This is a genomic window from Winogradskyella ursingii, from assembly GCF_013403975.1.
Lineage (GTDB): Bacteria > Bacteroidota > Bacteroidia > Flavobacteriales > Flavobacteriaceae > Winogradskyella > Winogradskyella ursingii.
The window spans coordinates 135033-148614 of record NZ_JABFDH010000004.1 but is presented as its reverse complement, the minus strand read 5'-3'; the positions used below and the strand labels follow the sequence as shown (position 1 = coordinate 148614).

16 protein-coding genes are annotated in these 13582 nt (G+C 35.2%); 11 read left to right on the top strand and 5 right to left on the bottom strand.

The annotated features are described in order from the left end of the window. Positions 1-96: 96 nt before the first annotated feature. Positions 97-876: a hypothetical protein gene (locus HM983_RS11070; protein ID WP_179345503.1), complete on the top strand. Its 780-nt coding sequence runs from the start codon at positions 97-99 to the stop codon at positions 874-876. 4 nt (positions 877-880) lie between these two features. On the opposite strand, the gene HM983_RS11065 is transcribed toward HM983_RS11070, so the two are convergent. After that, a complete protein-coding gene (locus tag HM983_RS11065; protein ID WP_179345502.1) occupies positions 881-1330 on the bottom strand; it encodes a RidA family protein in 450 nt (149 codons plus the stop codon). Between the two features lie 60 nt (positions 1331-1390). Here HM983_RS11065 and HM983_RS11060 point away from each other — a divergent pair, with 60 nt between their 5' ends. From HM983_RS11060 to HM983_RS11020, 9 genes are all read left to right on the top strand, one after another. Beyond that, complete coding sequence (locus HM983_RS11060; RefSeq protein WP_179345501.1) at positions 1391-2929, top strand: helicase HerA-like domain-containing protein; 1539 nt, start codon at positions 1391-1393, stop codon at positions 2927-2929. 159 nt (positions 2930-3088) lie between these two features. Then, positions 3089-3640, top strand: a complete 552-nt coding sequence (locus tag HM983_RS11055; RefSeq protein WP_179345500.1) for a hypothetical protein — start codon at positions 3089-3091, stop codon at positions 3638-3640. A 21-nt stretch (positions 3641-3661) separates the two neighbouring features. Beyond that, positions 3662-4633 (top strand): YitT family protein, encoded by a 972-nt coding sequence (locus HM983_RS11050; protein ID WP_179345499.1) that lies wholly within the window; start codon positions 3662-3664, stop codon positions 4631-4633. 5 nt (positions 4634-4638) lie between these two features. Beyond that, positions 4639-5004 carry a cupin domain-containing protein gene (locus tag HM983_RS11045; RefSeq protein WP_179345498.1) on the top strand — a complete coding sequence of 122 codons (366 nt, stop codon included), beginning with the start codon at positions 4639-4641 and terminating at the stop codon, positions 5002-5004. Between the two features lies 1 nt (position 5005). Next, positions 5006-5833 (top strand): alpha/beta fold hydrolase, encoded by an 828-nt coding sequence (locus tag HM983_RS11040; RefSeq protein ID WP_179345497.1) that lies wholly within the window; start codon positions 5006-5008, stop codon positions 5831-5833. A 21-nt stretch (positions 5834-5854) separates the two neighbouring features. After that, a complete protein-coding gene (gene rluF, locus HM983_RS11035) occupies positions 5855-6622 on the top strand; it encodes a 23S rRNA pseudouridine(2604) synthase RluF (protein ID WP_179345496.1) in 768 nt (255 codons plus the stop codon). A 63-nt stretch (positions 6623-6685) separates the two neighbouring features. Continuing rightward, positions 6686-7633, top strand: coding sequence for a YybH family protein (locus HM983_RS11030; RefSeq protein WP_179345495.1), 948 nt, complete (start codon positions 6686-6688; stop codon positions 7631-7633). Positions 7634-7776: 143 nt separating this feature from the next. Then, complete coding sequence (locus HM983_RS11025; protein WP_317166964.1) at positions 7777-7923, top strand: hypothetical protein; 147 nt, start codon at positions 7777-7779, stop codon at positions 7921-7923. Between the two features lie 25 nt (positions 7924-7948). Next, the gene (locus tag HM983_RS11020) at positions 7949-8374 is read left to right on the top strand and encodes a VOC family protein (protein ID WP_179345493.1); all 426 of its coding nucleotides are present in this window, start codon (positions 7949-7951) and stop codon (positions 8372-8374) included. On the opposite strand, the gene HM983_RS11015 is transcribed toward HM983_RS11020, so the two are convergent. From HM983_RS11015 to ffh, 3 genes are read right to left on the bottom strand one after another with little or no spacing between them, the layout of a single operon-like run. Next, positions 8356-9087: a YwaF family protein gene (locus tag HM983_RS11015; protein WP_179345492.1), complete on the bottom strand. Its 732-nt coding sequence runs from the start codon at positions 9085-9087 to the stop codon at positions 8356-8358. The genes HM983_RS11020 and HM983_RS11015 overlap by 19 nt on opposite strands. Positions 9088-9097: 10 nt before the next feature. Continuing rightward, entirely contained in the window at positions 9098-9982 is an 885-nt protein-coding gene (locus HM983_RS11010; RefSeq protein WP_179345491.1) for a bifunctional 5,10-methylenetetrahydrofolate dehydrogenase/5,10-methenyltetrahydrofolate cyclohydrolase, read from the bottom strand. Positions 9983-10034: 52 nt separating this feature from the next. Further along, on the bottom strand, positions 10035-11363 hold the full coding sequence (gene ffh / locus HM983_RS11005) for a signal recognition particle protein (RefSeq protein WP_179345490.1): 1329 nt from the start codon (positions 11361-11363) through the stop codon (positions 10035-10037). A 202-nt stretch (positions 11364-11565) separates the two neighbouring features. Between ffh and HM983_RS11000 the strand changes: the two genes are divergently transcribed. After that, entirely contained in the window at positions 11566-12111 is a 546-nt protein-coding gene (locus tag HM983_RS11000) for a YfiT family bacillithiol transferase (RefSeq protein WP_179345489.1), read from the top strand. Between the two features lie 19 nt (positions 12112-12130). On the opposite strand, the gene HM983_RS10995 is transcribed toward HM983_RS11000, so the two are convergent. Next, positions 12131-13420, bottom strand: a complete 1290-nt coding sequence (locus HM983_RS10995; protein ID WP_179345488.1) for a carboxypeptidase-like regulatory domain-containing protein — start codon at positions 13418-13420, stop codon at positions 12131-12133. Positions 13421-13582 lie beyond the last annotated feature (162 nt).

Genomic DNA, 13582 nt, shown 5'->3' with positions numbered 1-13582 from the left:
AAGATAGCCATAAAACCATCACAAACAACAGGACTTTGTATTACTAAACTTTTATAGTATTTTAGCTACGGATTAATTAATTATTTGACGACTAAAATGATAAAGTACATCACAACCGTGATGTTAATTGCACTCCCTCTAATTGCAATTAACGCACAGGTGGGTATTGGCACCACAAATCCAGACCCATCATCAGCACTACACATTGAATCAAACGATTCAGGATTACTGATACCACGACTCACTACCGCACAACGCGATGCTATTACAGATCCGGCTGTAGGATTATTAGTTTACAACATCGAGACTAATAATTTTGAATACAACTCCGGCACCACAGTAACACCTTCTTGGGGAACTATAAGCAAAATGCCAAGTGTTAGTTCTGACGCTAATAACCAACTCGAAACAGGTACAGATGGTGGCGCGCTGCTGACACGAGGTGTACATATGGGAAAATTTATAATTAATGGTACTGGCAACTTAAGTATAACAGGACTCCCATTTGAACCTTCGCAAATAAAATTTACCGCTTTTGCAAATGTCGAGAGCTACAATTTAAATGCAGATAATCAGATAGGCAATAATAACAATGGCATCCCCAATACATTTGGTTCTATGGCAGGCTATGCTACAAACTACGGTGGCACCTTACAGCAACAAGTTATTTTTAATGGTGGCTCAGGAAACTCAATAAATGACATCTCCAGGTATGCTTCCAGCAGCCATTCTATTGGTATAAGATATACAAATCAAAATGGAGACAACCTAGGTGTGACCACTGCAGAAGTTTTAACATTTAATCCTGATGGATTCACGCTTAATATTGATAGTCACGTAGATAACCTTGTTATTTTATATGAGGCTTATAGATAATGTTTTATTCTTTTGATGCAATTACATCAATCTCAATGCTGGCTTCGCCTGCTAGTTCTGCAGCAACAAATGTGGTACGTGCAGGCTTTTTGGTAAAGTACTGTGTGTAAACTGAGTTGAATTCTGAAAAGTCCTCAATTCGTTTTAAAATCACAGTACATTTTACCACATTATCCAAAGATAATTTATGATGCTGTAATACAGCTTCGATATTTTTAATTACTTGTTTAGTTTCGGCTTTTATACCTCCAATAATTAATTCACCAGTTTTATGATCCTTCCCTATTTGACCTGTAAGAAACAATAAATCATCCGTTTCCACGGCATCACTAAAAGGTACATTGGCACGACTTGGTTCATGCGATTTATGGAATACAATTTTGGCATCGTCGTCTTTACAAGATTGGAAGTTTAAAAGTAAAATTATCATTGGAATTAAAAATTTTGACTTCATCTGTATTGGTTTTTTAACTTGATTAAAATTACAGTATTTTTATGCAAAATTTTCTATTCCATGAGCAATTCCGATAAATTCGTAAAAGACATAAATAACGGTAACACCTTCAATGGAGACTACATTACCCTTGGTGCTGCCATGCTTGATGGTAAAACCATGACCGATACGTTTGTGAACGTGCCCTTAAAAACCATGAACAGACATGGATTGATTGCTGGTGCAACGGGAACAGGAAAGACAAAAACATTACAAGTATTAGCCGAAAATCTCTCAGAAAAAGGTGTTCCTGTTTTACTCATGGATATTAAAGGGGATTTAAGCGGATTGGCAAAGGCAAGTCCGGGACACCCAAAAATTGACGAGCGTCACGAAAAGATTGGCTTACCATTTAACCCACAAGCGTTTCCTGTTGAAGTATTGACGCTCTCCGAGCAAGATGGAGTGCGCCTGCGTGCAACCATTAGCGAATTTGGTCCTGTTTTAATTTCGAGAATTTTGGATGTGACCGAAACTCAAGCTGGTATCATTTCTGTTATTTTTAAATATTGTGATGACAACAAATTACCGTTGTTGGATTTAAAGGATTTTAAGAAAATGCTTCAGTATGCTACAAATGAAGGCAAAAAAGAATTTGAAGAATCTTATGGTAGAATTTCAACAGCATCAACAGGAGCCATCCTAAGAAAACTTATTGAGATTGAACAACAAGGCGGAGATGTTTTCTTTGGAGAAACGTCTTTTGACACACAAGATTTGTTACGAGTTGATGATGATGGAAGAGGTTATATTAATATCATACGATTAACGGACATACAAGATAAACCAAAACTGTTTTCAACATTTATGTTGAGTCTTTTGGCTGAAATTTATTCGACCTTTCCCGAACAAGGAGATAGCGGACGACCAGAGCTCATAATGTTTATTGATGAAGCTCATTTGATTTTTAATGAAGCTTCGGATGCGTTGCTAAATCAGATTGAGAGCATTGTAAAACTAATTCGTAGTAAAGGAGTTGGTCTTTATTTTGTTACTCAGAATCCCACTGATGTGCCAGAAGCGGTGTTAGGACAATTAGGTCTAAAAGTACAACACGCTTTACGTGCCTTTACAGCAAAAGATCGAAAAGCCATAAAATTGACAGCTCAAAATTATCCTGACACTGATTATTATGACACAGCTGAAGTGCTAACTTCACTCGGAATTGGCGAAGCTTTAGTTTCTGCATTGGATGAAAAAGGAAAACCAACTCCATTGGCCGCGACCATGATGCGCGCACCAATGAGCAGAATGGATATTTTATCCGAAGCGGAATTGGCAAGTCTTTTAGCGCAGTCCAAACTCGCTAAAAAGTATAATGAGGAAATCGATAGAGAAAGTGCTTACGAAATGCTGAATAAAAAAATTGAGCAAGCCGAGGCTGAGGAAGCCAAACAAAAAGCAAAAGAAGAAAAAGAAAAACTCAAACGAGCCGAAAGTAAAAGACGTTCAACCTCAACCCGTAGACGTAGCACACGGCAAAATCCTATTGTTAAAGTATTAACGAGTGCCACAGTAATCCGTGGAGTATTAGGCATTTTATCTAAAATGATTAAATAAAAAACATATTGATGAATCCAATATTTTTACGGCATAGACTTAGATCGCCAAAGCGAAGGTAGTATCTATTTTAATTTCAACACATCACCAATTACGCATTACGTGCGGCATGACAAAATTTATAATTAACAGAACAAATACAAATACCTACTTAATAACATGAAAAACACTATTCTTATTTTAGCGATCTGCCTACTTTTAGCGACGAGCTGCAACAATGAACCTAATCCATTTTTAGTAGAAAAAAATCATATCGGTTTACTTACAGATTCAACACAAGTGAGGGAATTGGACGCCATTTTTCCAAATGACTCCGTGGTACGGTACATTGCAGGAGATGAATTTGCAGGTTCCGTAAATACGATTGAAATTTTTGAAAAAACGGGAAAAAAATTGCTGGACCTTTCACCCGAAGAAGCTTTAGATTCTACTTCGGTAATATCAAGCGTGCGTATAATGGACGAACGATATAAAACCGAAAAGCAAATTTCTACAATGAGCACTTTTGGCGACATTAAAAATGCCTATAAGATTTCAAAAATCAATAATCTAATAAATGCTGTGGTTGTTTCCGTTGACGAAATTAACGCGTCATTTACTATTGACAAAAACGAATTGCCCGCAAGCTTACGCTTTGACATGGATTCATCTATAGACGAAATTCAGATTCCTGAAAAGGCTAAAATTAAATATTTTTTCATTCATTGGTAATAACCATACTATGATTAAGTTATGAATCCTTTTCTTTCAAAAATATTGGTTGATATTGCTCACAAGCGCCTTAAGCGTAAGCATTCTAAAAAGCCAATATCTAAAAAACAATTAGTTCCACTTGTAAGAAATTTACAAGTGGAATTAAGTCATGCGATAAAGGAAGCTATTTTTATTATCGCTGGCGTTTTTTCAGCAGGATTTGGCTTAAAAGGATTTTTACTACCAAATAAATTTATTGATGGTGGCGCAACAGGTATTTCACTTTTATTAAATAATGTTACAGATATATCATTAGGCATTCTACTTGTTATTGTCAATATTCCTTTTTTAATATTAGGTGCTCGTACATTAAATGTCAAATTTGCCCTAAAAAGTATTGCAGCAATTACATTTTTGGCGCTTGTGGTACATTTTGTAGATTATCCCACTATTACGGACGATAAGTTATTAATTGCTGTTTTTGGTGGTTTCTTTCTGGGTTTAGGAATTGGTATGGCCATGAGAGGTGGCAGCGTAATAGATGGGACTGAAGTCTTAGCACTTTATTTAAGCAGAAAATTGTCCATTACCATTGGTGATGTTTTATTACTCATAAACATTTTTATATTTTCTTTTGGAGCCTATATACTTTCCGTAGAAATTGCACTATACGCAATACTAACTTATATGGCAGCGGCAAAAACTGTAGACTTTGTAGTTGATGGTGTAGAAGAATATGTTGGTGTTACCATTATTTCCGAGCGTCATGAAGCATTGCGCGTCATGATTATTGAAAAATTAGGAAGAGCATGTACAATTTACGCAGGTAAAGGCGGATATAGCAATAGAGCTGATAGTTATGACAAAGATATTATTTATACAGTAGTTACAAGATTGGAGCTTGCAAAATTACATACTGAAATAGACAAAATAGATAAGAAAGCTTTTATTATAATGGGCTTAGTAAAAGACCTGAAAGGAGGAATGATAAAAAAGAAGCCTCTAAAATAGATGTGATGAAAAAATATAAAATTCAAAATTCACCATTTGTAGTTCCTACAGAAGATGGTAAAATCATCAGGGAACATTTTGGTCTTGCCAGCGATGGTAATTCACAATTAAGTATAGCTCATATGGTGGCTCCCGCTGGTTGGAGCGAACCGTTTCAAACACCAGAATTTGATGAATATACCTTTATCATAAAAGGTAAAAAACAATTTATTATTGCTGGAGAAACTATTATTTTAGAAGCAGGGCAATCTATAAAAGTTGAGAAAAACACGAGACTTCAATATTCCAATCCATTTACCGAGCCTTGTGAATATTTGGCAATTTGCTTACCTGCGTTTTCAATTGATGCTGTAAACCGAGAAGAAGAATAGAATGAGTAAATTTTTAATAAAATCTATCGGAAACGCCTTAAACGCAACAAGTTTAGTTTCTTCGCAATACGCTTCTAAAAAAGCGTTGAGTTTATTTGCTACACCTCGTAAAGGGCGTTATTCCGAAAATCAGGAAGCCATCGTTAACTCAGCAAAATTCGAAGAATTACAATATGAAAATCTTAAAATCGCAACCTACCGCTGGAAAGGAACGGGAAAAACAATTTTACTTGCTCATGGTTGGGAAAGCAATGCCTCAAGATGGAACTACCTTTTAGACGCATTAAAAGCTGAAAATTATAATATCATTACTTTGGATGCACCAGCTCACGGACATTCTGAAAGTAGACAATTTAACGCGATACTATATTCCGAATTTATAAATGTTGTTGCGCAAAAGTTTCAACCTGAAGTTATTCTCGGACATTCCGTAGGTGGTATGGCCACAGTTTTTTGCCAGTATAAATATAAAATACCATCAGTTAAAAAAGTAGTATTACTTGGTTCTCCTGCTCATTTTACTGGTGTATTTGCAAGATATAAATCCATGATGGGTTACAACAGAAGAATTTCCAACGGTATGGAAAAGTTGGTACAGGAGCGATACAATAAACCTACGGATTATTTCTCAGCCGCTAACTTTACAAAAGATTTTGATATCGACGGACTAATAATTCACGATAAAAAAGACCGAGTGATTCCCTACGAAGACGCATTGCTATTTGATAAGAAATTTAAAAATTCTGAATTAATTACAACCGAAGGTTTCGGGCATAGCTTGATAGATGCGTCATTAACCCCTAAGATTGTTGAGTTTATAAATGGATAATCTTTAACGTACCTTTGCACCATGTCAGAAAACTTAACACGTCTCAATAAATACCTCAGCGAAGCCGGTTATTGCTCACGCAGAGCAGCAGACCGTTTAATCGATGCTGGTAGAGTTACCATCAACGATGTTGTACCAGAAATGGGTACTAAAGTCGCCTCTGGTGATGTGGTTAAAGTTGATGGTGAAATTATCGGAGAACGCAAGCAGGATTTTGTTTATTTAGCTTTTAATAAACCTGTCGGCATTGTCTGCACTACCGATACACGCGTTGAAAAGGATAACATTATTGATTTTATCAATTACCCAAAACGTATTTTTCCAATCGGTCGATTAGACAAGCCCAGTGAAGGTTTAATACTATTAACCGATGACGGAGATATAGTCAACAAGATTCTCAGAGCGAGCAACAATCACGAAAAGGAATATATTGTAACTGTCGACACTCCAATTTCCCAGACTTTTATAAATCGTATGTCTGGCGGCATTTATCTTGAGGATTTGGGCAAAAAGACAAAAAAGTGTGCGGTCAAAAAAATAGACAAATTCACCTTTAGCATCACATTAACCCAAGGTTTGAACAGGCAAATACGTAGAATGTGCGAATACCTGAACTATGAAGTCCAAACTCTGAAGCGTATTAGAATTATGAATATTGAACTCGATATGCCAGTTGGTAAATATCGGGAACTAACTAATAAAGAGTTCGAAACTCTCACCAAACTCATCAGTGAGTCTAAAAAAACTTTTGATCCAACACAGGGTGTATCTCGAAAAAGCAGACGTTAATTAATTCCCAATAAAGTGGTGTGAAATATATTTGATTTCTAATTTTAAGAAAATCAATCAATTATGAAATCACTACTATTGTTTCTATTCATTACTTTTTCAGCATTTTCACAAAACAACTATTCAGTATCAAATACACATCCCTTCGGACTTCCAAATCCTGAAGCCCCCGAAGAAATTAAGGATTTTGAAGGTTTGATCGGTAAATGTAACTGCAAATCCGTATCCAGAAAACAAGACCAAACTTGGGCCGATCCTGTAGATATGACATGGGAATGGAAATACATCATGAACGGAATGGGCGTACAGGATGAAACCATAAAAGCAGACGGAAAACATTCTGGCAGCATTCGTCAGTTTATAGCAGATAGTAGTAAGTGGTATGTTCATTATTATGCGTCAGGTGCACCTTCTACAACGTTGCCAACTTGGGAAGGTGGCAAAACTGAAAATGGAAATATCGTTCTCTATCGCGATCAAAAAGCGCCCAATGGTACAGAAGGTTGGTTTAGGTTAACATTTTATGACATTAACGAGTCAGGCTATAAATGGGTTGGCGAATGGACTGACAAGGATGAAACAACCACATTTGCAACTTGGAAAATAGACTGTACAAAAACACCAAATTCTATTTCTGATTTAGATGTTATCAATAAAAACATTTCAGCATTTTCAAAGGCTTATATGAATGGTGATATTGAAGCATTGGTTAATATGTATACCAAGGATGGTAAAATATTTCCTAACAATCGTGACATCATCTCAGGACAAACAGATTTAAAGTCTTATTGGAATATCCCTGAAGGTGCAAAAATTCTTCATCACAAAATAACACCAATCGAAATTAAAATTGAGAATGACATAGCATATGATTATGGCTATTATGAAGGTAAAACTCAATACAAAGACAAAAAAGAGTCTTCATGGAAGGGCAAATACATTATAATCTGGAAGAACATTAATGGTGAATGGAAAATATACCTAGACATTTGGAATTCTTTGAGTCAATAAAGTTAGTGTAATTTACCTTTAAACTTAAGGCTTCAATTTCATATTCATTTTTTGTTCTACAAATAATTATACCTAAATTAGTACGCTAACCAAACTAAAAATTTATGATAAAAATTTTAGCTCTAATCCTAACCATAGGCGGTATGATTGCACTTGTGCTAGGAGTACTAGGAATATTTGGAAACAATCTGGTAAGCCTAAGTCCGTGGGCTTTAACTATCCTTGGAGGTATTTTCTTCCTTTCTGGTGTTTCAATGCTTAAGTACCGTAAGGATCAACCAAAAGAATAATCTTTTTTTAATTACACTTTTTTTAATGACTAACACACTCTCCCCTTTTCATTTGGCAATACCGGTTGACGATTTAGAAAAATGTCGAAAATTTTATACAGAGATTCTGAACCTCGAAGAAGGCAGAAGCAGTGACCATTGGGTTGATTACAATTTTTTTGGGCATCAATTAGTGATTCACTATAAAGAAAGACAAAAAGAAGAAACCAAAACAAATCCTGTTGATGGTAAAGATGTACCAGTACCTCACTTTGGTGTTGTTTTAAGCTGGAATGATTTTAATTCCTTTGCAGCTCATTTGAAACAAAACAACATTCAATTTATTATTGAACCATACATTAGGTTTGAGGGAAAAGTAGGTGAACAAGCTACGATGTTTTTTAAAGATCCCTCTGGTAATGCATTAGAATTTAAGGCATTTAAGGATATAGGTCAATTGTTTGCAAAATGATTATCTTTTCTTTTGGAAAGGTAAAACGGAAAGTAAATCAGTAAAAACAGAGGAATAATTATCAGTTGTCCAACTAAAATATAATAAGGCCAATCTCCAAAGTAATCCAATAGTGACGCAGACTTTGGTTTTTCATTAAGGTAAAAATAATTGGCGTTAAGTAGAAAGTTTAAAATCATCATGAGCACGACATAAACCTGTAGAGCTAAAAATGATTTAAATACACTTTTAAATTTAGGCTTCATTTTAAATACAAAAATGAAATAAAAAATGATGGTTAATAAGCCCAAATGCACGGTCCAATATCTAAAATAGTCGAAACTTGGAAAACCATCTTGAATATCTGGCGTAATTACACCCTGAAGCGTCCCACCAATAATCCAGAATATTAAAATCTCAAACATCCAGTATTTACGATAATGCGTAATTATTGGACAGATTACGGCTAAGAGACTACAGAGGTAAAGTGGTAAATCTGTTTTAAAGTTGTAATTGCTTTCAAGAATTTTATTAATGTGGAAACTTATTACAACAAACGAAATTATACAAGCCAAAAAATGAACTGCCCTTTGCTGTTGCTTCAAGGCTAAGCGTGTATTAGAATACCTGATAAATATAACAGCAAAAATGAATGTCAATCCTATAGGAAACAAATGCTGAAAACTCCCTATCGTTACCGGTTCAATAATGATAGAAAGAATATTTGAAAACATAAATTAACGATTATCTATTGTGCTTTCTGTGCTGTTCTCTCGCCAATAAAGTGTTTTTTAAAAGCATAGCAATTGTCATTGGTCCTACTCCACCTGGAACCGGAGTTATATGACTTGCTTTTTTGCTTACTTTTTCAAAATCCACATCTCCTGTAATATAATAACCTTTTTCGGAGTCATCTGGTACACGAGTTATACCAACATCTATAATTACAGCATCGTCCTTAACCATTTCAGCTTTCAAGAATTTAGGAATTCCCAATGCGGAAATAATAATGTCCGCTTGCGATGTAATCTGAGTAATATTCTTAGTATGGCTGTGTGTTAATGTTACTGTAGAATTACCAGGAAAACCTTTTCTTCCCATCAAAATACTCATTGGGCGACCAACGATATGCGATCGGCCAATTACAACCGTATGTTTTCCTTTAGTTTCAACTCCATATCTGTCCAATAACTCTAAAATCCCGAAAGGTGTTGCTGGAATAAATGTAGACATATCCAATGCCATTTTTCCAAAATTCATAGGATGAAAACCATCCACATCCTTATCTGGATGCACGGCCATTAATACTTTTTGAGTATTGATTTGCGGTGGTAACGGCAATTGAATAATAAAACCGTCGATATCTTCATTTTCATTTAATTCTTCGATCTTATCCAACAGTTCAATTTCACTTGTGGTATTAGACATACGTACCATTGTAGATTCAAAACCAACACGCTCGCATGCCCTTACTTTGCTTCCAACATAAGTTAAACTAGCACCATCGTTCCCAACGATAACAGCAGCCAAATGCGGAACTTTTTCGCCATTGGCCTTCATCTTATCAACTTCAGCTTTAATTTCGTTTTTAATATCGTTGCTTACTTTTTTGCCGTCGAGAATTGTCATGCTTTAATTTTGGTTTAATTTTTTATCTGAAAACTGAGACTGAGACTGAAAACTACTGCATCCCTTTCATCATCTGCATCATACGTTTACCGCCTCCACCTTGCATCATTTTCATCATTTTACTCATTTGGGTGAATTGCTTTAACAGTTGATTCACTTCCTGAACCGAAGTTCCAGAGCCTTTTGCAATTCGTTTTTTTCTACTCGAATTAATCACTGAAGGTGTTGAACGTTCTTCTGGTGTCATGGAATGAATAATGGATTCAATTCCTTTAAAGGCATCATCGTCTATGTCAATATCCTTCATCATTTTACCAGCACCTGGTATCATACCAATTAAATCCTTCATGTTACCCATCTTCTTGATTTGCTGAATCTGTTTTAAAAAATCATCAAACCCGAACTGGTTTTTGGCAATCTTCTTTTGGATTTTTCGTGCTTCTTCCTCGTCGTATTGTTCTTGGGCTCTTTCAACTAAAGAAACGACATCTCCCATTCCAAGGATTCTGTCGGCCATACGTGATGGATAGAAAACATCAATCGCTTCCATCTTTTCACCAGTACCAATAAATTTAATCGGTTTATTAACTACTGATTTAATGGAAATTGCAGCACCACCTCGTGTATCACCATCTAATTTGGTTAAAATTACACCATCAAAATTTAATATATCATTAAAAGCTTTTGCCGTATTCACAGCATCTTGACCAGTCATTGAATCTACAACAAACAAAGTTTCCTGAGGCTCGATGGCTTTATGAATGTTAGAGATTTCGGTCATCATCGCTTCATCTACAGCCAAACGACCTGCGGTATCAATAATAACAACATTATGACCATTGGCTTTGGCGTGAGCAATACCTGCTTTTGAAATTGCAACTGGGTCAGAATTTCCTTTGTCACTATACACCTCAACCCCAATCTGATCTCCAACAACATGCAATTGATCTATTGCAGCAGGACGATACACATCACAGGCTACCAATAAAGGTTTTTTAGTTTTTTTATTTTTAAGATAATTGGCCAGTTTACCAGAAAAAGTCGTTTTACCAGAACCTTGTAAACCAGACATTAATATAATACTTGGATTGCCCGAAAGATTTAGACCTTCGGCATCACCGCCCATAAGTTGGGTTAATTCGTCCTTAACGATTTTTACCATTAATTGGCCTGGCTGTAATGTAGTTAATACATTTTGACCAAGTGCCTTTTCCTTTACACGAACCGTAAACTCTTTAGCGATCTTGAAGTTAACATCGGCATCTAAAAGCGCTCGTCTTACTTCCTTCAAAGTTTCGGCAACATTTACTTCTGTAATGCTTCCATGGCCTTTGAGCACATGTAACGCTTTATCTAACTTATCACTTAAATTATTGAACATAATCTTTATCTCTTTTAGAAGTTGCAAATTTAAGAATTTACACCATATAAAACGAATGGCTTATTTACAAATCTAAATAGCTTTTTCTATTCATTTGACATTTATAAAAAGGTTTGACTTAAAATCGAAAACTGTAATATTCTCAGTCGAATAATTCCATTATAGGATATTATGGCTAAATTGAGCTTGAAAAATTATAAGAATGAACGAAAAAGACCTATATAAATTGAAATTTCCAATAGGAGAATTTAAAAAACCGAAGGAAATTAGACCCGAGGATATAAATATTTGGATTTCATCTATCGAAGCTTTTCCCAATGCAATCAAAGAAGTTACCGAAGGTTTAAATGAGACAGAACTCAACTACAAATACAGACCAAATGGCTGGACAATAAAACAAGTTGTACACCATTGTGCTGATAGCCACACCAATAGTTTAATTAGATTTAAATTGGCTTTGACAGAAGACCGCCCTACAATAAAGCCGTATTTTGAAGATCGTTGGGCTAAGCTCAACGACTATACTGAGCCAATTGATTCTGCCATTTCGATAATTGATGGTGTACACAAAAAATTGGGTGTTTTACTTAGAAACTTAAATGCCGAAGAGCTGAAACGAGAATTCGTTCATCCGGAACATGGAAAACATTTTTCTCTTAAAGAAACCATCGGTGTGTATGCATGGCACAGCAACCATCATTTGGCCCACATAAAACAGGCTATAATCTCCAAGGGAAAATTTAGTTAGTTATTAGTTAGTTAAAATATTATGGCGTTCCGTTTTTTCGTTCCTCCCGTTCTTTTTCTCTTTCAATGTTTTTCTGAATTTTCTCTATAGCAGATTCAATAGACTTATCTGGTTCAATTAAATTATACTCTCCCCAAAAATCGGGATCTGAAAACCCTGAAATAGCATCGGCAATAATAACGGTTGGCCTCAATCTGTCTCTATTTCTAATTATTACATCACTAGGAGAAATCTCCCAATCTGTTACCGCCATCTCACTAGACAGTGTATAAACTTTATTAAATAATTGCCTTTTTTTGTTTACTACAAATTTTAAACTAAGATTAGAATAACTATAATACCATTTATCGCCTTTTAACTTGTAATCCACACGATAATTAGCCTCTAAAGGGTAGACATTAACATCACGCGGCTTCTTTCTTACCAAAAGATTTTTAGATCTATCTCGGTCGCTTACATCCAGTGCATATTTAGCACTCACTAATGCAAGTGACTCTACATCTATAAACAGTTTACCATTGTAGTTTACATTCAAACTATTGTTTTTAGGTCCAAAATTAATAACATAGACATTTCGATTATTTATAGTTGTAGGCGCATCAAATGAAAAACTATAGGTTTTTATAGATTCTTCAGTAAATATGTACTCCGGATATTTCATCATATCCAAATATACCGTAGAAAAAGGACCTCCTTGCAATTTTACGGAAACCGTATCTAAGCGTTTGTAATCTGTGCTTTTTCTTGCTTTACCCAACTTAATGGCATCACGTTGTGATGATGTGCGTGGTTGTTTTAATATATTAACTACAGCTTCCGTTAACGAAACATTTCTACTTCTTCTTTTAATTGTTTCTCTGTAAAAAGCGGTCATATAAACGGACTCGTCCTGTGTATTTTTATTTTGGTCTTCAAATACCTTTTTTACTAAGGTTTCTGCATTTTTGTACGCATTTATACTTACAGCAGATAATTGAGTTACTGCTTCATTGAGTTCAATTTTAATATCCTCAGTAAACTCAGATAAAGGAATAATCCTAGTATTAAAACCAAGCAAACTAATGATCACTTTTGAATCTGAAAATTGCTCAGGCACCTTTAAAATAAATTCACCTTCTGAGTTGGTTATGGTACTAATATTGGCATTATTAACACTCAAACTCGCAGACTCCAAAGCCCTATTGTTCTTAAAATCTACAACTTTACCGCTAAATTCTTTATAAGTGTTTTGGGCGCTAATGTTAAATGTGATTATTAGCATTGTGAACCAAACCATAATGCTCTGATTCTTGTGTAGTATCGCTTTCATAGTCACCTCTTTTTAAGTTGAAATATCTACTCCTAAGATACAACAAAACAATCAAAATTGCTGTGAACCAATGTTCTAAAACGTTAAGAATTATTATTTTTTACTTTCTTTTCTGAAAGAGAAAGGACTTCTACCAGTGATAATACAAACAGCGCTTTGCAG

Excerpts from the sequence above, each read along its gene's own strand:
- HM983_RS11070 (WP_179345503.1), top strand. The coding sequence starts at position 97 with ATGATAAAGTACATCACAACCGTGATGTTAATTGCACTCCCTCTAATT.
- HM983_RS11065 (WP_179345502.1), bottom strand. The coding sequence starts at position 1,330 with ATGAAGTCAAAATTTTTAATTCCAATGATAATTTTACTTTTAAACTTC.
- HM983_RS11060 (WP_179345501.1), top strand. The coding sequence starts at position 1,391 with ATGAGCAATTCCGATAAATTCGTAAAAGACATAAATAACGGTAACACC.
- HM983_RS11055 (WP_179345500.1), top strand. The coding sequence starts at position 3,089 with ATGAAAAACACTATTCTTATTTTAGCGATCTGCCTACTTTTAGCGACG.
- HM983_RS11050 (WP_179345499.1), top strand. The coding sequence starts at position 3,662 with ATGAATCCTTTTCTTTCAAAAATATTGGTTGATATTGCTCACAAGCGC.
- HM983_RS11045 (WP_179345498.1), top strand. The coding sequence starts at position 4,639 with ATGAAAAAATATAAAATTCAAAATTCACCATTTGTAGTTCCTACAGAA.
- HM983_RS11040 (WP_179345497.1), top strand. The coding sequence starts at position 5,006 with ATGAGTAAATTTTTAATAAAATCTATCGGAAACGCCTTAAACGCAACA.
- rluF (WP_179345496.1), top strand. The coding sequence starts at position 5,855 with ATGTCAGAAAACTTAACACGTCTCAATAAATACCTCAGCGAAGCCGGT.
- HM983_RS11030 (WP_179345495.1), top strand. The coding sequence starts at position 6,686 with ATGAAATCACTACTATTGTTTCTATTCATTACTTTTTCAGCATTTTCA.
- HM983_RS11025 (WP_317166964.1), top strand. The coding sequence starts at position 7,777 with ATGATTGCACTTGTGCTAGGAGTACTAGGAATATTTGGAAACAATCTG.
- HM983_RS11020 (WP_179345493.1), top strand. The coding sequence starts at position 7,949 with ATGACTAACACACTCTCCCCTTTTCATTTGGCAATACCGGTTGACGAT.
- HM983_RS11015 (WP_179345492.1), bottom strand. The coding sequence starts at position 9,087 with ATGTTTTCAAATATTCTTTCTATCATTATTGAACCGGTAACGATAGGG.
- HM983_RS11010 (WP_179345491.1), bottom strand. The coding sequence starts at position 9,982 with ATGACAATTCTCGACGGCAAAAAAGTAAGCAACGATATTAAAAACGAA.
- ffh (WP_179345490.1), bottom strand. The coding sequence starts at position 11,363 with ATGTTCAATAATTTAAGTGATAAGTTAGATAAAGCGTTACATGTGCTC.
- HM983_RS11000 (WP_179345489.1), top strand. The coding sequence starts at position 11,566 with ATGAACGAAAAAGACCTATATAAATTGAAATTTCCAATAGGAGAATTT.
- HM983_RS10995 (WP_179345488.1), bottom strand. The coding sequence starts at position 13,420 with ATGAAAGCGATACTACACAAGAATCAGAGCATTATGGTTTGGTTCACA.